Raw genomic sequence first — 22,235 nt, 5'->3', positions numbered from 1 at the left:
TTTATTTTTTTAAATCTTTTAATATTTCCTGAACAGCCCGCTCCAGTTGGGGATCGTTACCCTGTTGCCGGTCTACGAAGGTGTTTTTAACATAAATATCCGGTTTTACACCAGTTTTCTCAAGATTCTGTCCGTCAAGAGTATAGGTTCCCCAGGAAGGGAGTCTGTAAAAAGAGCCGTCTACAAGGCTTTTCCCCGAAGTGAAGATAATCCAGCGATACGTATCCTGACCGATAATTTTCCCCAGTTTCAAGGCCTTAAAGCCCGCCGCAGTCATTTCAGCATCACTTAGTGAGCCTTCATTAATCAGCAGAACGATAGGCTTTCCGGCAGGAGCGAAGTTAGGTTGAGTAGTCATTTTTCCTTCACGGTATTTCCATTGCAGATAAGGTTTTTGAGCAAGGAAGTTCAAGACTTTATCATGAACATTTCCGCCGGTGTTATATCGTAGATCGAGAATAACAGCGTCTTTTTTGTTTTCCTGTTCTACCATATCCAAGAGAAAGCGATCCAGCTCATCACTTGACATGTTTTTCATGTATGAATAAGCAATACGATTATCACTAAGCTTATTGACGCGCTGGCGGTTGTCGAAAATCCAATCATCGTAAAGCAGCCCTTTTAAATCTATGTTTGAAATTGGGTGTACTTTTGTAGTTATTTTTTTTCCACTACGGCTGAAAGTAAGAATAAGCTCATCCTGTTTTTTAGGACTTGTGAAATAAGCTTCACGGTTTTCAAGAGGGTCAACTTTTTTTCCGTTTACGGCAGTCAGCTGATCTCCGGGTTTGATATCGACACCGGAGCGGAATGCCGGAGACTTCCGGACAATGCTTTCTACTATATAAGGCTGGTCGGTTTTAAATACAATTCCGCTTTCATTGGTAAAATAGTTCAGGTATCTGGTTTCTTCTTTTCCTGATGAGGAAAACCCGGTGTGTGAAGAATTAAGTTCACCCAAAAGATCATTTAGTAGAATTCGCAGATCATTTCTGTTGTTTACATACGGAAGATATTTTGCATACTGTTCTTTTTTTGCTTTCCAGTTAATCCCGTGAAAGTTTTCATCATAAAAGTTTTCTTCAACACCTGTCCAGGCTTCATTATACATTTGAGTGAATTCGGAAGCCAGATCCTTATCAAAAGCATGCTGAATATTTATTTTTTCGGGCTTTAATGCATCCAGTGTCATTTTATAAATATTACCTTCTATTAATCCAAAAAGGTTTTTTTCAATTTTGGTGATATGAGAAGCCTCTTTATCGAAGACTTTCTCAGATTTCGCAGGCTCGAACTCAATAAACACTTTTTTGAATAACTGCTTTTTCCCATTGTCCTGATTGGAATTGAACAGCAGGATCTCTTTCTTTTCGTCGGAAAAAACTGTAGGATCGTCCTGATATCCATACCTGTCAGTAACCAATTCTATTCTTTCCAGAGTGTTTTCCGGGTCAACTTTTAGTTCCTTTATAACGGGTTCTTTTTCTTTCTTTTTCTCCTTGCTTTCGTCTTTTTTTTCTTTCGTCTTTTTTGTTGTTTCAGGGGATTTTTTTTCTTCAATAAAAAGCTTGTCGAATTTTTCGGATTTATAGGGTTCATCAAACCAGTCCAGAGCCATCCGGTAAATATTGGATTTTTGCATACCTAAAGGGTAAGACGGATTGGTTCTGTCACTGCTGAAATAAATATATTTACCATTGGGAGACCAGTAAGGATCTTCCTCCGAAACACCGGTATTGGTGAGATTTATAGTCTGGCCTTTTTTGATGTTATAAATGAAAATATCCAGCTCGAAATTCCTTTTTGCTGAGAACAATACATATTCGTTATTAGGCGAAAAAGAAGGTCTTGAATTCTGGAAAGCCCAGATTTCATCTTTTACAATAGTTGTAGAGCTGAAGCTTTTCAGATCCATTATCCTTACTTCGTCACGGCCGCTTAGGTAAACCGCTTTTGAAAGATCATTGTTAAGGGTTATATTGCGATTGTTACGTAAATCATGAGTCAGCTGTTTGGGCTGGTCCTTGCCGTCTGCAGCAATGCTAAACCAGTTTTGATAACCTTTGTCGGTCTGGCTAAAAAGCAATGTACGATTGTCTTTCAGCCACTTCACTTCCATTACGCGCTCTTTTCCATCGTAAATTTTTTGTGTGAATTTTCCCTCGATATCAGAAACAAACAGGACACCGCGGCTTACAAAAGCTATCTTTTTACCATCCGGCGAAACATTGTAATAAGAAATGTTGTTTTCTACACTGAAATTTTGCTCTTTTTCCAGAATTTTATTGGTATTGAGGCTGATATCCAGAACTTTTGTGCTTTTTGCGACTACGTCGTAAATATAAAGCTGATAGTCTTTTTCAAATATGACTTTGGATCCGTTTGCTGAAACAAAAGGTTTTTTAATAGAGGTATCAAACTGGGTCAGCGGTACTTTTTTACCGTTTTCAATTTGATATAGGTTGTATTCATTATTATTCTCATCGGAGATAAAATAAATACTGCCATTTTTGTCGACACTAGGGTTAAAGTCTTTTCCCTCGTAATTCGTGTACTGTCTGAAAGCGCTGTTCTGTGGACTGTATCCTAAAATATCGGGGTTGTTTTCTCCCTTATAGCGTTTACGGTGGGTCTGATTGGCGGCTTCTGAAGAGTTGGTGAAAAGATATTCTCCTGCTGGAGTTTCGGCGATTCCGCTGGTGTTATTGAAGTAATTTTTAAAAAGTTTTTGTGGTGTTTTTCCTTCAATACTTGTTTTAAAACTTCCAAAATTATTATTCCTGTTTGAGGTAAAATAAAGTGTTTTGCTGTCCCATCCCCAGCTTTCTATTTCATCTTTTCCGGTGTGGAATGTCAGCTGTTTAATCGTTCCGCCTTCAACAGGCATTACGTAAACGTCATAATTACCATACTGATTGGAGCTGAATGCCAGCCATTTCCCATCAGGAGAAATGCGCGGATTAATTTCTTCTCCGTCTAAAGCTGTGATTCTCGATGCATTCCCACCGTTTGAGTCTGCTTTCCAGATATCTCCACCATAAGCGAAGTAGGCCGTTGTTCCGTCGGGACTAAGTGAAGGGTTTGATAAAAAATAAGACTTTTCCTGTGCCGAAAGCTGAATAATAGAAAAAGCTGTTAATAATGAGATAAAGATTTTCTTCATGAAATAATTTGATATTATGCCTTATTGTAGTTATTAATTTACTGCTAATATATCATTGATTTATCAGATCCGAAAAGTTTAAAGCAAAAAAAACACTTACAGATGAATGTAAGTGTTTGTCCTTAATTGGCTCCTCCTGCTGGGCTCGAACCAGCGACCCTCTGATTATGAGTTAGGCAGTTATATTTATTGTCTATTTTCATTTCTTTTTATTGTTTTCAATGATTTCATTCTTTTAGAGAAATTGTTGCAGCAGAAATTCTAGTCATAATTTAGAATGTAAGGTGTAATGTTGCAATTTAAAGGACAAGCTGTAAAAGTATAGATTGTGACTACGGACGGAACGGTAAAAACAGTAAATGGGAGAGGGCATTCTGTCTTTAATTTCCCGGACCGGTCTGCTTTTGTACCGAACAGTAAGTATTATCTCTTCAGTATTCCGCAGAAGGAGATTGAGAATAATCCGAATTTGTAGTTTATTTAGATTTGATTTTTTAGCCATCGTTTTGCGATGGCTTTTTTAATTAGAAAAGTTGGTAGCAATAGGTTTTAATCAGCTTTTTTTAATGAACTTAGTATAATAAGAAAGCCTGCTTCATTAGAAGCAGGCTTGGCGTTTATTAGTTGTTATTTTAATTATTATCAATGAAGATTTTAAACATTTTAGCTATCTTGCTATAGTTTAGTTCCTCTATATTCTTTTATGATAAAATTATCTGAAGAATTAGAATTTACAATTTTTTTTAATAATTTCTTATCTGTGCTTAATAAATCTATATTCAAATGTCCTGATATTTTTATAACAAACGGTATTTTATTATTTGAAATATCTTTATCATTATATAAAATCTCCTTTTGAACAAATACAGCATGAGGATACGAAATTAAATCTCTAGTAAATTTCAACAAATCATCCTTTGAAAAGATTAAAGCACCTATAAACGTATTGGGGATACTGTTTTTTTTGAATAAATCTCTTAACGAGGTTAAAGTATTATCATCATTAGGAAACCAATTTTTATCTATATAATCATGATTTACAATCCATGAGTAACCATTATCAAGTTGCTCAATCAAATTTCTAAAAAAAGATTCATAGTTATTAATAAATTCTAATGATGTTATTTTTTTTGTATCATTAGGTAATTGAAATGATACTCCATACCATTTTTTTAATAATAGATATTGTTTTCTATCGTAAGGAAGAAGTTCTTTAACTTCTGTTTTGAATTCAATCATAATATATTTATTACCAAGATGATCTTTGAATCAAGTTTAATTTCTAAAGTATTAAATTGTTACAGATTATATTTTTTTATAGCTTTCAAATGTTGTCATAATTATCGAGGGAAGTTTTCATGGTAAATTTTAAGAAAATTAATAAGAGTAGTCAGTTTTTGACTACTCTTATTTTTAATCTTTTTTCAGTGATAAATTTTTTTAATAAAAGATTATCATCACGTTTGGAATCGTTCCTTAAAACCTAAGCAGTTATTAACATAAGTTTTTTATAAAAAACCCATTTATCTTTTCTTTTTGAAAAAAAATAGATATCAACTTTTCCCCCATACTGACCTTCTATAAAGTCGGTTTCTTCTAATACAATAAAAGCCTTTTTCAATTTATTGTCTATAAAAATATTTGAGAATTCTATTTCCACATAAGCATTAGATTTAATACTTGATTCATTTTCTATTACTTGAATATTTTTTTTAGTGAAGACTTCTGAAAGGCTTCTAATGTCAAAAGAAAGATACTTCGTATCTCCATTTATATTAAATCCTTCTTTATTAATTAATTCGTAGAAGTATTTTTTACAGTTTTCAGCTGTATTTAATTCTCCCATTTCTAATATAGACTCACAATGTTCTTTAAAAAAATCACTGCCTCCTGCTTTTTTTAACATAAAAATAGGAAACATTCCATTTTTATGATATTCTGTTGATAGTCCATATAAATTAGAAATAAATTTATTCATATTTTCATCAATTATTTCTTTACCAATCGTTTCATCTTTTATCGAATTACTATTACAATTGATAAAAAAAAGCAGTAGAAATATAAGGTTCAAATTTCTAAAATTTCCAGCCATATTTGTATGATAAATTAATTGTTTCTTGATTTATTCCTGTAACCGTTCCAAATGTTTTCATTTCCCAATAACCTCCATAGTCTTTTTTTCCCCACTTATTATTGGGGGCATCAGATGATAGAATATTATAGGCTCTTCCCCAATGTACAAATTCGTGCAGTACTGTCACCGCTAATAAAAACGAAGTTCCTTGTATAAATGCAGCATTTTGTAGCCCTTCAAATGTTTTTACCAAATTTGCATTTAAATAACTCTTAGGATAGCCGGATTGTCCCAAATTTTTCATTTCCTTCAGCTTAATAATCTGTCCTTCAGAACTATTAATATCCATAAACTTTAGAATTTGTTCCTTTGTAAGACCTGTATCTTCAGATAAAGTATTCAATATTTGGGGATTATCTTTTAAATATTGTGGTAGTTTTGATAATACTTCATAAAGACGAGGATATTGCTTTTTAATAGCTTGTATCGACTGCTGTCTCGACATTTGTTGAATATGATGTTCCAAATGGTTAAAAGCTGTCACAAAGAATCCATTCATCGCTCCCTGCCAGAAGTTTCCTCCAGCAAGTACGCTTCCTACTCCTCCTGAGGTTACACCGGTTGCAAGCTTTCCTACATTACTTGCGAAAAAGCCTCCTTTAACGCCGCTCAACAAATCTCCGCTCAAGCTTGCAAATGCACCACTTGCTGCGCCACTCCAAAAACTACCTCCTGTAACGGAAGAAAGCACACCCATACTTACAGCATGTAATCCAGCTCTTGCCAGCATAACACCTGTAGTACCCAGGGAATTGGCAATACTTGCGACCTGAAACAGTGTTCCTATCCCAAATGACAATGCCCCACTTACCATTCCGGTAATTGCTGACGAAGAGATGGACCTGAAAAATCCGCTAACCGTCCAGTTGCCTTTTATTAATGCCGTAGCAGTATAGGTAGCAGCAGTTATTGCGACTGCAGCAAAAGCTGCTTTAGCCATTACCGCCACCAAAACAGCAAATGCAAATTCCCCACTTGGGTCATTATACATCAGGGGATTGTTCAGTACATACCCATACTTATTATAATTCTGGGTATTGTAAGGATCCTGGATATTTTCATCTGCATTTAAAAATCTTCTTAATAAAGGATCATATAATCTGCCATTCATGTGGATGATGCCTACCTCTGCAAAATGCTCATGACTGGTATAGCCTCTTTCTACTAATAATGAAGTGCTGGCAATACTATTTTTATCTGTGATAATAGCACCATTTCCAACCTGCAGATGAGTGAAATTTCCCCATGCATCAAAATGTCTCTGTTCCAGCTTGTTTCCAGCTTCATCGCTGATGGCAAGAATGCTTCCTAAGTAATCTTTATGAAGAAATTTATAAGAACCACTGCTTTCCGTAAAGTTTTTTAAATATACAATATTGCTTTCATAAGGGGTTCCACCTATATAAAGAATATGCTTTTCCTTTCCGGTTATATTATCCTTAAGCACTTCAAAACTTCCGTCTTCACTGTAAAATTTGGTAAATTTTCCTTCCTGATCAGGATCAAAGCTTCCTCCATAGCTTACTTTCTGTCTCATACTTGTCAGTCCATACTGGAAAGCTACATCACCTTTTTCACCATCAATAAATACAGGGTCATTGTTTTCATTATAAGCAATGCTCTGAATCATGTCATTATTATAGTTTTGAGTTCCTGCAGCATTCAATGTCATCCCCGTCGGCTGATATACCTTGGAAGAATTTTCAAATTTAATCTTTCCGACCTGGTCGTTTTCAAGTATTCTACCTTTATCATCATAAACATTAAGGATGGCATTATGTATTTTAACTCCCGTTATAGGATTTGTCCAATTTACCAGCCTATTGTTGTTGTCATAATCAAAGAATTCTGTAATATTGAAATCACCTCCCGTCACTCTGCTTTCCAGTTCATTCCTGATGGCATCAAATTGATATCGGATATTTAAAAGACTTGGCTTTACAGATGAACTATGTCTGATTTCTTTAAGAAAACCACTGCTTGTGTCATAATCATTGATGATGTCTACTAATCCTAACTTTGCTTTAAGGACCTGTCCTTTTTCATTGATTTGATTGAGCTCCCATAATAGCTTGCCTGAAGTTTTATCTTTTACCTGATAAAGTTCTCCATTCCATGCACTGTATACATTTTCAACTTGTACTTTAGTCAAAGTTCCCGAAGAATATAATTGTTTTTCGTAGGAAATTAACCTTGCCTTATCATCATAGGTCATTCCTTTTTGGATAAAGTATTTTCCGTTACTATTTTCGGATGAAGACAATATTCTGCCCTGAGGATCGTAAGAAACATTAGAACTGTATGCTTTTCCTTTTGATGTTCCGCTTCTTGAAATTACCCTGCCTTTATTATCATAGGTGTAAGAAATGGTTTTATTTGTTGCCCGTCCGCTATCTGTTGTGGAGATTTCAGTATGAGAGATAAGTTGACTTAAATTATTATAGATATATTCCTTAGTTCCTTTCGGACTGATGGTTTTCTTAGGCTGCCCAAATCCGTCATATTCGTATTTGTACAATCCGTTGGAAGGATCATTGAACTCAGATTTTCTACCCCAAGAATCGTATTTTGTAGTAACAATATTTTCGGCATACTGAGCCTTTATTTGTTCTCCGGCAGCGTTATAGGAGAATTGAATAGTTCCTCCCTTATCATTTGAAAACAGAACATTACCTAATCCATCTGTGGTTTGGGAATTTGTTCTTCCGTAGCCGTTGAGTTCTTTTACCATTGTTGTTAAGCCTGAAACAAAAGTCTCCGCCTGACTGCCATTGAATGACGTAGTCGTTGTTTTTGTAGGGAAAATGGTGTCATCATAGGCCATTGTGTTCCATTGGGTAGGATTACTCCCTTCAAAGAAAGGTTCACTTTCTGCAGTTTTTCTTCCCAGTATATCATATTGGGTTTCTTTTGAAACAAACTGTCCCTGTGCGAATGCTTTGGTTGAAACTTTATATTCCTGTCCCAGTTTGTTGGTGTGTTTTTTTGATATATCACCATTAGGGTCATATTGTATAATTGTTATGTTGGAATTGGCATCTCTTACATACTGATAAGTTGTGGTGCCTTCCACATTGGTTTTGGAAGATAGAAGTTTGCCCCATTCGTCATATTTATTGACAAGTATATTACTAAGCGGATCGGTTTGTTTTTCAATCTGTCCCCAATTATTATAAATAAAATGAGTTTCCAGACCTAAATTATCGGTTTTCTTTTCTACAAATCTTCCTTTAGGTTCATATGTCGCTTTGTTAGTTTGTACCTGAGCATCTATACTATTACTGATTGTTTTTTGAATGAGGTTTCCAAAACCATCATAATTGTATGTTTCCAGAAGATAACCAGTATTGTCTCTGTTCCATGTTTTGAGTGTTTTTAAAAGGTTACTGTCATAAATATATTCCTCTTTGGCAGATTTCGTATCTCCATAAGCCTGCACGATATCGGTTTTTGATTCCAGACGGCCAATATAATAATCTGATCCTGATCCTGCTGGATTATGGATGTAATTAAATGTAGAAGTGGTTGTAGCATACCCATTATTAACATTTAATACAGTTTTTACCGGAAGGTAATAACTATTATAGGATACTGTGTTACTTGTTATGACATTTGTTAAAAAATCTTTTGTCCTTGTACTTTCAGGAACAATGGCAGTAATAATCTTCGGTTTGTCAGTAGTAAAGATCGAATATATGTCTACAATCTGACCGTTTAATAAGCTGTTGGTTTTGTAAATAGTTGATTTTAAACTTAATAATTGACTGTTGTTTTCAGAAATATCTATCGGGAAAATTTTCGATTCATCATTAGTTCTGATACTCCATTCTTTTACTGGAACACCTTCATTTAAAAGATCAATTTCTGTTCCTGACCATATTTTTGTATTCTCCAGGCCGTCAGCATACCAGGAAGAACGTGCGGTCTGATAATATCCGATCACTCCTTTTCCGTGCATATGTATTGTCATCCCTCTGTATCGGAAGTCCTGCTTTCTGCCTGCTTGTTGAAGTTGTGAGACAGCATACCCTCTGTCTATTCTATTTAACGAGAAATAGGGATACAGTTCACTTTTTGTATTTTTATAAAAATTAGGAGTAATTACATTATCAGGAACAACTTCCAAATAGGTAGCGGATGTTGTAATTCCCCCTTGAGTAACTGATTGTATTCTTTTTAATTCATCTACCCCTGTAGGAGCCTTAATTTTAAGAACATTATTTTTCCTGAATAAGAAAACGTTATAATAGTTATTATTGGATCTTATCACATTGGTTATCGGCTGATAAATGGAAAGATCATCATAAGGCTGAATGATATTATACTGAGGGGGGGTAGGATAGGTATAAATATTCTGGGTTACAAAATCTATATATCCAAACATAGGAGATCCTTTCGAGATCAGTCCATTCACGGTAACCCCCATCGTTCTCGTATTTGAACTTAATAAGTTAGAATAGGAATGAACCTGAACAATATCAGACTTTCCATCTGCATTAAGATCTGAAATGGAATACATCGTCCTGCTAAATCTTAGCCATGCTCCATTATTTTGTGTAGCTTCATTTTTATACATTAAGAAATCAGGTTTGAAAGCTGTATTAAAGCTTTTTCCTGTTCCTATATAAAATTTCCAGTCATCTTTACCTACCTTTCCTTCCGTCAAAGGAAGAGTAAAGTCAAGCTTTCCATCCCCATTGAAATCTCCAAATAGTACAGGAAACTCATTCCCTTTAATTTCTTCTAAGTTTCCGGAAAACTTAATCTTTTTTATGTATACATTGGGTGCTGTTTCTACAAATTCAAATACAGTGTATGCAGTGTTGGATACATTAATAATATCTACCTTTCCATCACTATCAATATCCATATATCTTTGATCTGCATATAAACTTTCATTAATCCCATTGTCCAAAGTATAAGTAGAAACAGAATTTCTTGAATTGCTCAGATCTATGATATATCTTTCTACAGACCCTGATCCTGATAAAGTAAGAAAGACATTAGATATGCCGTCTCCATTTAGGTCTCCTTCATTTAGTATTGCTGTACATGTTGTACATATTGTTTCAGAAACCAGTTTTTCGAATACCTTGACAAAAGTATTGTTTCTAAAAGTATATACATAAATCTTACCGCCTTCATACTCTGCAATCCCATTACCATTAACCACCTTTTTTGTCTCATCATCCAGGAATGTGTTAACAACTACAGAGCTGGAATTGAAGATTTTGTTAGTCTGAATAACATCAAAATCATCATTAAAAACCCCCAATTTAATAGTCCCATCGGTCATTACAAAATCAAGGTAAGAGTCTCCATTAAAATCTCCGGTAAATTTCATTTTATCAAACAAAGCCTGGCTGTCTATATTCCAACCACTAATAGAAGTTTGACTTTGACTAGGATAATTAAATTCAACTGGATTTGCTGACTCGCCAGTCGAGTTAGATTCAGTAATCTTTTTAACGTACTGATATCCTATAGAATCGGTTATATATTCCGGTACATATTTCTTGAAGACTTGTCCATTTGTTTTTACTGTAATATCCTTTAGAATCTTTGTTTGGGTAAACAAAGTTCCGGAACCGTTGATATATGCGCTTTCCGGAATATTTCTATCATTATAATCGAATATAATTTCATTGAAAGAAGCAGTCCCTAGCTTTTCATTCCCTCCCCAGGTTATGGATTTAATGACGTTGACATTCTCTGTCTGGTCATAGTTATAATTGATAACATTTCCTTGGGCATCTTTCCACTTTACTATACTAAATCCTAGACGATTGGTAGCATTACTCCAGCCAGGAGTCGTTCCACCATACCAGGCCCGAGAACCATCTTCAAAGGTTACTTCCCAATATTCGGGCTGTTGCCAGTAGGGCATATTTCCTATAGACTTAATTTTGATGTTGGAATACTTCTCTGTAGCATACTCTGCGCCATCTTTTCCATATTCTCCTGATTTCAAAATAAGTCTCTGTCCGTTAAAGCTGTAATAGTCTGAATAATTAATCTGGATACTTTTTACTTCCTCATCTTTGTCTATATTTTTTCCAGTTCTGGAAATGGAAGTTATACCAGATAAATTCCAACCATAACCAGCAATTCCATTTCCGGAGTCACTGGAATAAACCAGATTAATTTGTGGGGCTACATTCTTTACTCCCGGAGGCAGAGCAATGGGTAAAGTAAATTGTAATTGTCCTGCACCATTCACTTCAATATTTCCCTTTGTATCATGGAATTTCTGATCACCCAAAACAGTTGTTCCACTTGGGTTATTAGCTCCTGCATTAGAATCGGTAGGCCCACCTCCCGAATTTCCCGTACCAGGACCTATTTTAGCAACAAAAGGATTGGATACATTGGATGTTGCGTGAAATCCTTGTGCTAGAACAACGGCCTGCGGATCCTGAACCGTTCGCGAGGTGTTTTCAGCTTGATATAGTATAGTTTGTGAATATCCTAATATTGAGAGACAGGATATGATGAATGAATAGAAAATTTTCATATTCTTTTTCTTTGAATTAATAAATTGATAAATAACGAATCAGAAAATAGTCTATCGTTTGGTAACATTTCTGCTAAAGACTCTTCCGTCTTTCAGCGTAAAGCGTAGAATATAAACACCCCAGTCATAACCCGTCATATTAATCTTCAGCTGACGGTTCAATCCCGGAATATTCTGTTGCTGGAATTTCCAGTGTACCGTACTGTGCTGGTATAATGAAACGGATTCTATAAGATCGTCTGCTTCTTCGGTCCAGTCGATAGTAAGAAAGTCATTAACGGGTACAGGATATAGTCTTATTTGTTTCAGGAAAGTTTTTTCATCCATGGCAGGAGCTTCTTGCTGTTGCAGGGCAGCTACTGTTTTAGTCTCCTGTTTTGCTGTTTCAGTGGGAGCTGTTTTTCCTGCAACATTAGGTCCTCGGTATCTTTGGTTTCCGGCTTCGTCATATTTGAAATAGACCTCAGTTTGTGCAAATCCTAAAAATCCTATTATAAGGGAGAAGAAAGAAAGTATTTTTTTTTTCATGTGTTTATTTTTTTTCAGAAAGAAGTTTTTCCAGTTGTTTTTCCATCTTCTCTACCTTTTCAGATTGAGCTTTTAGTTTTTTATTCTGCTCAATAGAATATAGAGTAAGTTCCTCAATTTTTTCAAGAAGCTTAGCGTTCATTTCAGCTACGTTGATTCCATTTTTGAGAATCTCTTTTTCTGATGGAATATTAGGAAGGTGTCCATTCTTTTGAATATGGTTTTCTACTTCTTCCAAAGTATTCAGTTTATAGTCTTTTTTGAATACGTAATCTGCCCAAATGTTGGCTTTTACTTCTACCTCTTTGGCAAATATTTTACCATCAAATTTAGCAGTGGCATTGTTGAAAAATTTTATCCAAGTGCCATTGGAGCCATCTTGAATACCAATATAATATTTTCCGTCATTGTTATTATTGGGCATTGAAAGAATAATATTATGTGTATTTCCTTTATTTCTAAGGACCGTGTCACCGGTAAGTCCTCCCCAGCATCCGTCACAGGTGGATTTTGCGATTTGAAACGATCCCAGTGAACTGGCTACTTCTAAAACCGCCCCTTCAGCTTTGTATATTCTGAAGAATGCTTCACCACTTCCTACAGGATCACCGATTCCCACTTTTATTTTCCCATCAGGAAGTATCCGCATAGCTTCCGCATTATTGGTTTTTAAAACAAGAGGTTGGTTATCTGTTGTTCCCAGAAAGTTATTGGAAGGGTTAGTTCCCGAATTACCCGTTGTATTCCAGCTCTGAGCTGATAATAAAGAAGCTGAAAGGCATAAAATAAATAATAAAGACTGTTTCATAGTTTCTGTAAGTGTAATAAATGGTTTTTTTTAAATGGTAGTGTAGTATTCACTAGGTAAGTGACTGAAAGGCTGTTAATTTTTTAACTAATAAAGTTGTGTTTTTTGCAAAAGTAAATAATATCTGCATGAAAAGCAGATAATAATGATATAAATCATCTAAACAGGATATATCATCTTTAAAGAGAAAATTTAGGGTATAATTTCAATCTAAATTTCAACTTGATAAAAAAATATTAATCACAATAGAAGTAAATGAATGCTGATTATGAACATTGTTTAACAATGATTCTGCTTCTTGAAATCATTAAAGGTCGGAGTATTGTTGCAGTCAAAAAATAAAAAAACACTTACAAGTTAATGTAAGTGTTTATCCTTAATTGGCTCCTCCTGCTGGGCTCGAACCAGCGACCCTCTGATTAACAGTCAGATGCTCTAACCAACTGAGCTAAGGAGGAATGTCCTTTGTTTTAAGTGGTGCAAATATAGGACGAATATTTATACCTTACAAATATTTTTTAAGAAAAAATTCAAAAAAATTATAAACTGCCCGTAAGTGCTTTAAAGATATCACTTCCGAAGATCAGTAACATCAATCCTAACAGGAAGATAACCCCGATCATTTGTGCATTTTCCAATACTTTCTGAGGAACAGGTTTCCCCGTAATTACCTCCCACAAAGTAAATAAAACGTGCCCTCCATCAAGTCCCGGAATAGGAATAAGGTTCAGGAATGCCAGCCAAACAGAAAACATGGCTGTAAAACTCCAGAATAAACTCCAGTTAACAGAGACAGCTCCGTCTTTAGATTTCTGTACCGGCATATTCTTGATGATGGCCAGCGGACCACCCACTTTCTTGTAGCCCTGAACTTTTTTGTTGAATACCAGTTTAAACTGCTTTACCTGGTATGTTAAACTTTCAATACTTCTGGTAAATCCTCTCCCAATGGATTGGATCATAGTGAAATTCTCAGTAGTAACATACTTTTCAAGCTGCTTGTAAGACATAATCCCTAAGGTGCCCTCCTTGGAGACTTCAAGACTTAAAGGCTGTAATATACCCGCTCTTAATACTTCCATATTAATCGCTTTACCTGCGTTTTTTATAACAACACCCTGAAGTTCATCATAATAATTGATTTTCTGGCCGTTTACCGAAACCACCTGGTCACCTATTTTTAAACCTGATTCAGCAGTTTTAGGGTTCACAATTGTATCAATTACAGGGGCATATCTTGGATTTAGGAATGCTTTGGGGTTTTCATCTTTAAAAGCAAGCGCTTTTCCGTCATCGTTTGTGTTAAAAGTAACCTCTTTTCCTTTTCTTAAAACAGTTATCTGGTCACTTAATAAAATATCCAAAGACAGTTTATCCAGATTGTTCTGAACCTTTCCGTCTACCTTTAAGATCTTGTCTCCATCTTCAAAGCCCATTGCTTTTGCAACATTGGTGTAATGCATTGGGGTTTCTACTTTCGTGGTATCAAAAGAAGTTTCTCCATTGAAGTATGAAAGGCATCCAAAAATAATCCAGGCTAGAAAAAAGTTAACAGTAACTCCTCCCAGCATAATGATCAGCCTCTGCCAAGCCGGTTTGGATCTGAATTCCCATGATTGTGCAGGCTTTTTCATCTGCTCTTTATCCATGCTTTCATCAATCATCCCTGCAATTTTCACATAACCGCCGAAAGGAAGCCATCCGATTCCGTATTTTGTCTGTTCAGGATGCTTTCTCCAGTCGTTGTCTGAAAGTTTTGATATATCGATAGGAACTTCTGTCTCTTTTCCGTCTACTACGATAGTTTCTGTGTCCGGAAGGTTTTTGGAAAGAAATTTATACTGCCATTTTCCGTTAATCTTCTTCATGGAGAAGATAGAAAACCACGGATCGAAAAACAGGAAGAATTTCTCAGCTCTGGTCTTAAACCATTTTGCCGGTAAAAAGTGTCCAAGCTCATGAAGAACCACTAAAATAGAAATACTTAGTATGAACTGGAAAATCTTGATTGCTAATTCCATTAATAAATTTTAGATTTTAATTTGCAAAGGTAACAATTATCAAAACTATGCCAAATAAAAAAGCCCCTCTAAATGAGAAGCTTTGTCATATATTTAGAGAATCTTACAGATTAAAAGAAACCCCTATGCTGCCGTTGTTGCCGACTTCTGCAAAAACACCCACTTTCTCCGTGAAAAAGTAACGGGCTCCAATGTGTGCTCCAATACCAAAATCATTTCCAAGAACACCAAGGTCAACTCCGGGATAAATATCCCATTTAGCCGGCAGATCAAGTGCTTCCTGAAGGTGGAAATTCAGTCTTCCGAACACAAAAACACGGTTGTCTTTATCATGATCCTTATAATCTCCAAAATAAGCGTTAAGCCCGGCTCCAACGGATATCAGCTTATTCAAACCGTAATCATAAGTTCCTGTAACCCCGGTTCCGTATCCCCAGGCACTCAGTCCCAGCTGAATCTTCTGGTCGCCTTTACCGGTGTATGCCTGCGCGTTGGCTGCCGTTCCGAAAAAAGCAATCATCAACACAAAAAACAATTTCTTCATAAACTTTACTTTTTATAAAATGATAATAATGAAAATATCCTCATCAAAAATAGAACCGAAATCATTGGAAAATCGTATTTTTATTGAAGTTATTTAACAAAGTTTATGAGAATAGCAGGGCTTAATTTAAATATTGTCTGGAAAAATAAAGACAAAAATTTCCAATTAATAGAAGAAGGGTTGAAAGATCAGGAAGCCGATATTTTTCTGCTGCCGGAAATGTTCTCTACGGGTTTCTGTATGGATGCTGCTGAAGTTTCGGACAGAAATGAAGAATCCCTGGAGTTTCTGAAAAAGATCTCAAAGGAAAAGAATGCAGCCATTTGCGGAAGTGCTCCCGTAGAAGAAAATGGTAAATTTTATAACAGAATGTATTTTGTACAGCCTGATTCCGAAACCGTGTTCTATGATAAAAGACACCTGTTTTCTTTTTCAGGAGAAGATAAGGTATATGCACCCGGAAATAAAAGAGTTGTTGTAAATTATAAAGGATTCAGGATCTTACTGCAGGTGTGTTATGACCTTCGTTTTCCTGTTTTCGCCAGAAACAATGATGATTATGATGCCATTTTATATATTGCTAACTGGCCTGAAAAAAGAGTGGGAGCCTGGGAACACCTTTTGAAAGCGAGAGCCATCGAAAACCTGGCTTTTGTTTTTGGCTTAAATAGAATAGGAACAGATGGAAATAATCTTTTTTACCAGGAAAGTTCACACTGCTTTTTTGCAGATGGAAAAGAAATTTCGCAAAAAAGCGGGAATATAATTTCTGCAGAGCTTAATATGGATGAATTAAAAGATTTCAGACAACACTTCCAGTTTTTGAATGATAGAGACCGTTTTTCAATAGATTTAGAAGGATAGCCGAGAATAAGGCTGAGATTAGAAAGTGTTTTACGCTATTCCTGATCTCAGCCTAAATAGTTTAAGAATATTGTTTAAGCAGTTCCGTGAGCGTATTCACATCATGTACACCGCTCTCTTTCCATAAAAGCTCACCATTTTTAAAGACAGCCAGGGTAGGAACTCCACGTACGCCGTACTGAGCAGCAATAGCCGGATATTGGTCCACGTCTACTTTGATAATTCTGGCGCCATCGCCAATATTTTCCTTTACAGTATTCAACACGGATGACTGTACTTTGCAGGGCTGGCACCACGTGGCAAAAAAGTCAATAAGTACCGGTCTTTCCGAATTAATGATTTCTTGAAACTTTTGTGACATAGTTTTTTTTTTATTTAAACCGTTAAGATTTAGTAAATACATCTTGATGGTTCAGTATTATTTTCCGGACTGTTTCTCGTTCTGAATTGCTTTTACATTTTGCAGGCTGGTACCATCATAAGCTTCCACACCGTTTTTCTTTAAGATTTCCATAGCCTGGTCAGCCTGAATCCCTTTATTACAGAAGACCACAACTTTCTTGCCTTTAAGCGAATCAATGTTACTTTGTATCTCAGCCAGTGGGATATTGACCGCGCCTTTTGCGGTTCCTGCTTCATATTGCTCAGGAATTCTTACATCGACTAAAGTGACATCTGAGCTGTTGACCATTCCTCTAATGTCAGCCTTTTGGTTGAGGTTTGTACTTGTTGTTTTACAGGCTGTTAGCGTTAAAATTATAGCCATAAAGCATCCGGCAAGCTTTCCTTTCGTCATCTTATAATGTTTTTGATTGACATACAAAATCTGTTGTAGGTAATTTTTCTGTTTTCTTGATGCCGTTAAAGCCTCCTTCTATTTCAGTAAAATTCCTGATTCCGTGTGAGTTAAGTACGCTTGCTGCAATCATACTTCTGTATCCGCCGGCACAGTGAAGGAAGAAATGTTCAGAATCATCAATCGTATTCACCCAGTCGCTGATGGTATCCAATGGCTTATTAAATGCATTGTCAACGTGTTCAGAAGAATACTCGCTCAATTTTCTCACGTCAATTACTTTAGCATTTTCTGTGAACTGTTCTGCAAATTCAGCGGGAGAGATTCTTTTAATTTCATCAGTTTCTTTACCTGCATTTTTCCAGGCATTGAAGCTTCCGTCCAGGTATCCTAAAACATTATCAAAGCCCACTCTGCTTAGTCTTGTGATGACCTCCTCTTCAGTACCTTCATCACTTACAAGCAAAATCGGATGTTTTACATCTACGATCATATTTCCTACCCAAGGGGCAAAATCGCCTTTAAGACCTATGTTGATAGAATTTGGTATAAATCCTTTATGGAATTCCGCCGGGCTTCTGGTGTCTAAAATCAAAGCTCCGCTCTCTTCTGCCAATGCTTCGAAATCTTCTGCCGCAACCGGATTCAGGCCTTTGTTCATCACTACATCCAGACTTTCATAGCCACCTTTATTCATCGCGACGTTCATTCCGAAATATTTCGGTGGAGCGGTAAGGCCGTCAAGAACTTCTCTGATAAAGGACTCTTTATCCGGCTGATTAAGTGCGTAATTGGTTTTTTTCTGATTGCCCAAAATATCCACAGTTTCCTTCTGCATATTCTTTCCGCATGCCGAACCTGCCCCGTGTGCGGGATATACTGTAATGCTGTCGTCCAGTGGTAAAATTTTAGTCTGAAGGCTGTCATACAGGATTCCTGCAAGATCTTCCTGGGTAAGATTGGTTGCTTTTTGTGCCAGGTCAGGTCTTCCAACATCACCTAAAAACAAAGTGTCTCCTGTAAAAATAGCCGTTTCAGTGCCATTTTCATCAATTAAAAGATATGTCGTGCTCTCCATGGTATGTCCCGGAGTATGCAGCACTTTTATTTTTATTTTCCCGATCTCAAAGATCTGGTTGTCTTCAGCAATGATCGCCTCAAATGCAGGTTGGGCAGTAGGTCCGTATACAATAGGAGCTCCTGTTTTTTTACTTAGATCCAAATGTCCTGAAACAAAATCAGCGTGGAAATGGGTCTCAAAAATATATTTTAAAGTAACATTGTCCTTGTCAAGGCGGTCCAGATAGGGCTTTACCTCTCTTAGCGGGTCAATAATCACAGCTTCATTTTCTGATACAATATAATAGGCACCCTGAGCCAGACAGCCCGTATATATTTGTTCAATTTTCATTGGGATCTTTTTTAAATTTTAGATAAAGATACGAAGTATTAGATAAAACGTGAATGAATTGTTAAATTCAGCCGATAGTTACTTTCAATATTTATAGGCTGGAAGCTATAAAACCCTTTGTTTTCAAATGAAAGGCGGAAGTAAGGAAGCGTTATTGGGCGGACTGTTTTTTATCATGCCTGAAAAATGGGAATAATTATGTAATGCTATTATGTAAGACACTTTTTAACCACTTCTTTCTTTCAATGATTGCAGATGAGGGATTGAAGAGCCTTACCGGATATCGTATTAATATTATTTAATGGCCGGATATTTTATAAAAAATTTTATATTTATCAGTTAAAAAAGATCAGATGGCAGATAAAACACAATTTATTGAAGAACTAAATGCAAAATATACTCCGAAAGGAGAACACATTATATTGGGAAAAGGAATGCTGGGCGGAGAAGTAATACCGGAAGTTAACGTTACAATTCCTTTGAAAACCATCAACCGCCACGGTCTTATTGCAGGAGCAACAGGAACAGGTAAAACAAAAACGCTTCAGGTGTTTGCAGAACAGCTTTCCCATGCAGGAATCCCTTCTCTGGTTTTAGATATCAAAGGGGATTTTTCAGGAATAGCGGAAGCCGGGCAGATGAATCCTGTGATTGAGGAAAGGTATGCCAAAACACAGCTTCCTTATAACCCACAGGCCTTTCCGGTAGAGCTGATGAGCATCTCCGGAGGAAAAGGAGTGAAATTAAGGGCTACAGTTACAGAATTCGGCCCCGTTTTATTAAGTAAGATCCTGGAGCTCAATGATACTCAGCAGAGTATTATGTCTATTGTATTTAAATACAGTGATGATAAAGGACTTCCCTTAATAGATCTCAATGATTTAAAGAAAGTCCTGCAATACGTAACAGATAATGCCCAGGGAAAAGCTGAGCTGGCGGCAAATTACGGATCCATAGCTCCGGCTTCTTTAGGTGCCATCCTGAGATCTATCGTTGCACTGGAGCAGCAGGGCGCATCTGATTTCTTCGGGGAATTGAGCTTTGATGTTCATGATCTTCTGGAAACAAGGGATGGAAAAGGAGTGGTGAATATTTTAAGGGTGGCGGAAATTCAGAATAAGCCACAATTGTTTTCCACATTTATGCTCTCGCTTTTTGCCGAAATTTATATGACTTTTCCCGAAGAGGGAGACAGCGGAAAACCTAAGCTTGTTCTTTTCATAGATGAAGCCCACCTGATTTTTGACGAGTCTTCAAAAACTTTGCTTTCACAAATCGAAACGATGGTAAAACTGATCCGCTCCAAAGGGGTTGGTATTTATTTTATTACACAGATTCCAGGCGATGTTCCGGAAAATATTTTGTCACAGCTTGGCCTGAAAATTCAGCATGCCCTGAGAGGTTTTACGGCAAAAGATAAAAAAGAAATTACCAAAGCTGTGGAAAACTATCCGACAACAGAATTTTATAATGCATCAAACCTGATTCAGAATCTTGGGATCGGAGAGGCTTTTATAACGGCTTTGGATGAAAAAGGAATCCCGACACCTCTTGTCCATACCTATCTGATCTCTCCGGAATCAAGAATGGATATTCTGAATGATGCTGAAATTTCAGAACTGACGGGGAATTCTTCTTTAGTTGCTAAATATGAAGTGCCTCTTGATAAGGAATCGGCTTATGAAATCCTGACAAGCAGGATGGAGCAGGCGGCTCAAAACCCGGCACCAGCTCAGAAAGCAAAATCTGTGAAAGAAGAACCGGGAATGTTTGAACAGGTACTTCAAAGCAAAGCAGGAAGAACTTTTACCAGCACTTTGATGCGGGAAGGAGCAAAAGCTCTGCTGGGAATGTTTGGACTTGGCGGAAGAAAGAGATAGTATTTTAAATAAATTATATAAAACCAATCTGTTACGAAAAGAGTATCAGCTTTTTATGATGTAAGATTCACTGACTTGCATTTCATTTATAAGCAGTATCAATGAGCTGTTTACTCTTTTTGATATTTTTTTTGTTATTTTAGCAGGATTGCCTTTACTGGTGAATATTAATTTAAAAAATAGCAGTATAACTAGAACTCAATGTATTCGATTATAGATATAGAAAGTAATGGTGCAGGTTATAGACATGAATGCATTATAGATATAGCCATCTACAGGTACGATGGTCAGAAGATTACTGACCAGTTTATATCCCTTGTCAATCCCGAAAGTGATATTACCCCTTTTGTACAGAAGCTGACAAATATTACCCCTAAAATGGTGAAAACAGCTCCAAAATTCCATGAAATAGCTAAAAGAATCATTGAAATTACTGAAAATACCACGTTAGTAGGGCATAATATTGATTTTGATTACAGAATGCTGCGTCAGTCTTTCAAAAGGCTCGGCTATGATTTTCAGACCAGTACGTTAGATACCATTCCCTTGGCGAAAAAAATGATTCCGGATGAAGTAAGCTACTCATTGGGTAAGCTGGTGAAATCTCTCGGAATTCCCCTGACTAACCATCACAGAGCTGAAGGTGATGCAAGGGCAACGCTGGAACTGTTCAAGCTTTTAATATCAAAAGATACTGAAAATGAGATCATCCAGAAGCAGCATGATGAAACCAATGCTAAAACGTATATTAATAAAATCAAAGTTCTGACTCAGGACCTTCCCAATGAAAAAGGTTTTGTCTATTTTCAGAATGAAGCCGGAAAAATCATTCTATCAGATTACGTTCAGGATATCAATAAGTTTTCAAAAAAAATATTCAATTCCAAGTCTAAAAAGTGGGAACAGATTCAGAAAGAAGTTGAACAGATCAATTATGAGCTTACAGGAACAGATATTATTGCAAGGCTGATCCTTAATTCTAAAAATATCAAAAAAAGAGAAATCTGTCCGTTCGGGCTTTACTTTAGAAATAATAAATACATTGTTGAGAAAAATAAACTGAATAAAACAGAAAGGCCCATCCTGAAATTCAGATCATTTACCCAGGGAACAAAAGCAGTACAGTTTATTGGTTTGCAGGAAGAATTTAATGATGTCAATGCTTTCCTTAAAAAAATAGATTTCAGAAAAAGAAATGAACTCTGGCTCGGGCAGGGAAGAAAACTGGGCGAAAAGCTGTTTCTGATCATTGAAAACGGAAAGGTAATTTCGTATGGTTTCTACGAACTGTTTACACAGATACAGACCCTCAGTAAGCTTTCAAAGCTGAAAATTGATCTGCCCCTGTCTTCTACAGATCTTCATAATGATCTGCAGCTCGCCCTGCTTCGCGGTGATTTTGAAACATTACCATTGCCGAAATGATAGAGGAATGCATACTTTACAAGTTTTATCAGGAAAAAGATGCTTTTCAAATGAATTTACCTGAAATAAAAAATAAATAGTACTTTTGCAAAAATAAAAAGAAGCAATGCAAAATTTTAAACAAATTAAAACTGGGAAAAAGGGAAC

Annotated in this window: 15 protein-coding genes and 1 tRNA gene; 4 read left to right on the top strand and 12 right to left on the bottom strand. The window is 36.2% G+C overall.

Features of this window, described 5'->3' with window-relative positions; translation table 11 throughout:
- Position 1: 1 nt before the first annotated feature.
- Positions 2-3,163: a S41 family peptidase gene (locus tag J4Q03_RS10315; protein WP_426048099.1), complete on the bottom strand. Its 3,162-nt coding sequence runs from the start codon at positions 3,161-3,163 to the stop codon at positions 2-4.
- A 328-nt stretch (positions 3,164-3,491) separates the two neighbouring features.
- On the opposite strand from J4Q03_RS10315, the gene J4Q03_RS10310 reads away from it, so the two are divergent.
- Entirely contained in the window at positions 3,492-3,638 is a 147-nt protein-coding gene (locus tag J4Q03_RS10310) for a hypothetical protein (protein ID WP_426048098.1), read from the top strand.
- 200 nt (positions 3,639-3,838) lie between these two features.
- On the opposite strand, the gene J4Q03_RS10305 is transcribed toward J4Q03_RS10310, so the two are convergent.
- The 8 genes from J4Q03_RS10305 to J4Q03_RS10270 form a co-directional block, all read right to left on the bottom strand.
- Positions 3,839-4,402 carry a hypothetical protein gene (locus tag J4Q03_RS10305; protein ID WP_426048097.1) on the bottom strand — a complete coding sequence of 188 codons (564 nt, stop codon included), beginning with the start codon at positions 4,400-4,402 and terminating at the stop codon, positions 3,839-3,841.
- 244 nt (positions 4,403-4,646) lie between these two features.
- Entirely contained in the window at positions 4,647-5,255 is a 609-nt protein-coding gene (locus J4Q03_RS10300) for a hypothetical protein (protein WP_426048096.1), read from the bottom strand.
- A complete protein-coding gene (locus J4Q03_RS10295) occupies positions 5,239-11,811 on the bottom strand; it encodes an RHS repeat-associated core domain-containing protein (protein WP_426048095.1) in 6,573 nt (2,190 codons plus the stop codon). The genes J4Q03_RS10300 and J4Q03_RS10295 overlap by 17 nt, the downstream gene beginning before the upstream one ends.
- Positions 11,812-11,862: 51 nt before the next feature.
- Positions 11,863-12,339 (bottom strand): hypothetical protein, encoded by a 477-nt coding sequence (locus J4Q03_RS10290; protein ID WP_426048094.1) that lies wholly within the window; start codon positions 12,337-12,339, stop codon positions 11,863-11,865.
- A gap of 4 nt (positions 12,340-12,343) precedes the next feature.
- Positions 12,344-13,147, bottom strand: a complete 804-nt coding sequence (locus tag J4Q03_RS10285) for a cell wall anchor protein (protein ID WP_426048093.1) — start codon at positions 13,145-13,147, stop codon at positions 12,344-12,346.
- Between the two features lie 381 nt (positions 13,148-13,528).
- Positions 13,529-13,605, bottom strand: a tRNA-Asn gene (locus J4Q03_RS10280).
- An 81-nt stretch (positions 13,606-13,686) separates the two neighbouring features.
- A complete protein-coding gene (gene rseP / locus J4Q03_RS10275; protein WP_426048092.1) occupies positions 13,687-15,168 on the bottom strand; it encodes an RIP metalloprotease RseP in 1,482 nt (493 codons plus the stop codon).
- 103 nt (positions 15,169-15,271) lie between these two features.
- Entirely contained in the window at positions 15,272-15,712 is a 441-nt protein-coding gene (locus tag J4Q03_RS10270; protein WP_426048091.1) for a DUF6646 family protein, read from the bottom strand.
- Positions 15,713-15,817: 105 nt separating this feature from the next.
- Between J4Q03_RS10270 and J4Q03_RS10265 the strand changes: the two genes are divergently transcribed.
- Positions 15,818-16,576, top strand: a complete 759-nt coding sequence (locus J4Q03_RS10265; RefSeq protein ID WP_426048090.1) for a nitrilase-related carbon-nitrogen hydrolase — start codon at positions 15,818-15,820, stop codon at positions 16,574-16,576.
- A gap of 61 nt (positions 16,577-16,637) precedes the next feature.
- On the opposite strand, the gene J4Q03_RS10260 is transcribed toward J4Q03_RS10265, so the two are convergent.
- The 3 genes from J4Q03_RS10260 to J4Q03_RS10250 are packed head-to-tail and all read right to left on the bottom strand — an operon-like array spanning position 16,638 to position 18,783.
- Positions 16,638-16,937 carry a thioredoxin family protein gene (locus J4Q03_RS10260; protein ID WP_426048089.1) on the bottom strand — a complete coding sequence of 100 codons (300 nt, stop codon included), beginning with the start codon at positions 16,935-16,937 and terminating at the stop codon, positions 16,638-16,640.
- A 57-nt stretch (positions 16,938-16,994) separates the two neighbouring features.
- Positions 16,995-17,372, bottom strand: a complete 378-nt coding sequence (locus tag J4Q03_RS10255) for a rhodanese-like domain-containing protein (protein ID WP_426048088.1) — start codon at positions 17,370-17,372, stop codon at positions 16,995-16,997.
- A gap of 1 nt (position 17,373) precedes the next feature.
- A complete protein-coding gene (locus J4Q03_RS10250; protein WP_426048087.1) occupies positions 17,374-18,783 on the bottom strand; it encodes an MBL fold metallo-hydrolase in 1,410 nt (469 codons plus the stop codon).
- A 353-nt stretch (positions 18,784-19,136) separates the two neighbouring features.
- On the opposite strand from J4Q03_RS10250, the gene J4Q03_RS10245 reads away from it, so the two are divergent.
- Positions 19,137-20,663, top strand: coding sequence for a helicase HerA-like domain-containing protein (locus tag J4Q03_RS10245; protein WP_426048086.1), 1,527 nt, complete (start codon positions 19,137-19,139; stop codon positions 20,661-20,663).
- A gap of 201 nt (positions 20,664-20,864) precedes the next feature.
- Positions 20,865-22,088, top strand: a complete 1,224-nt coding sequence (locus J4Q03_RS10240; RefSeq protein ID WP_426048085.1) for a 3'-5' exonuclease — start codon at positions 20,865-20,867, stop codon at positions 22,086-22,088.
- Positions 22,089-22,235: the final 147 nt, after the last annotated feature.

The organism is Chryseobacterium sp. NFX27 (assembly GCF_049887855.1).
Lineage (GTDB): Bacteria > Bacteroidota > Bacteroidia > Flavobacteriales > Weeksellaceae > Chryseobacterium.
The sequence above is the reverse complement of the archived record's forward strand: the minus strand, read 5'-3'. Positions and strand labels throughout refer to the sequence as shown.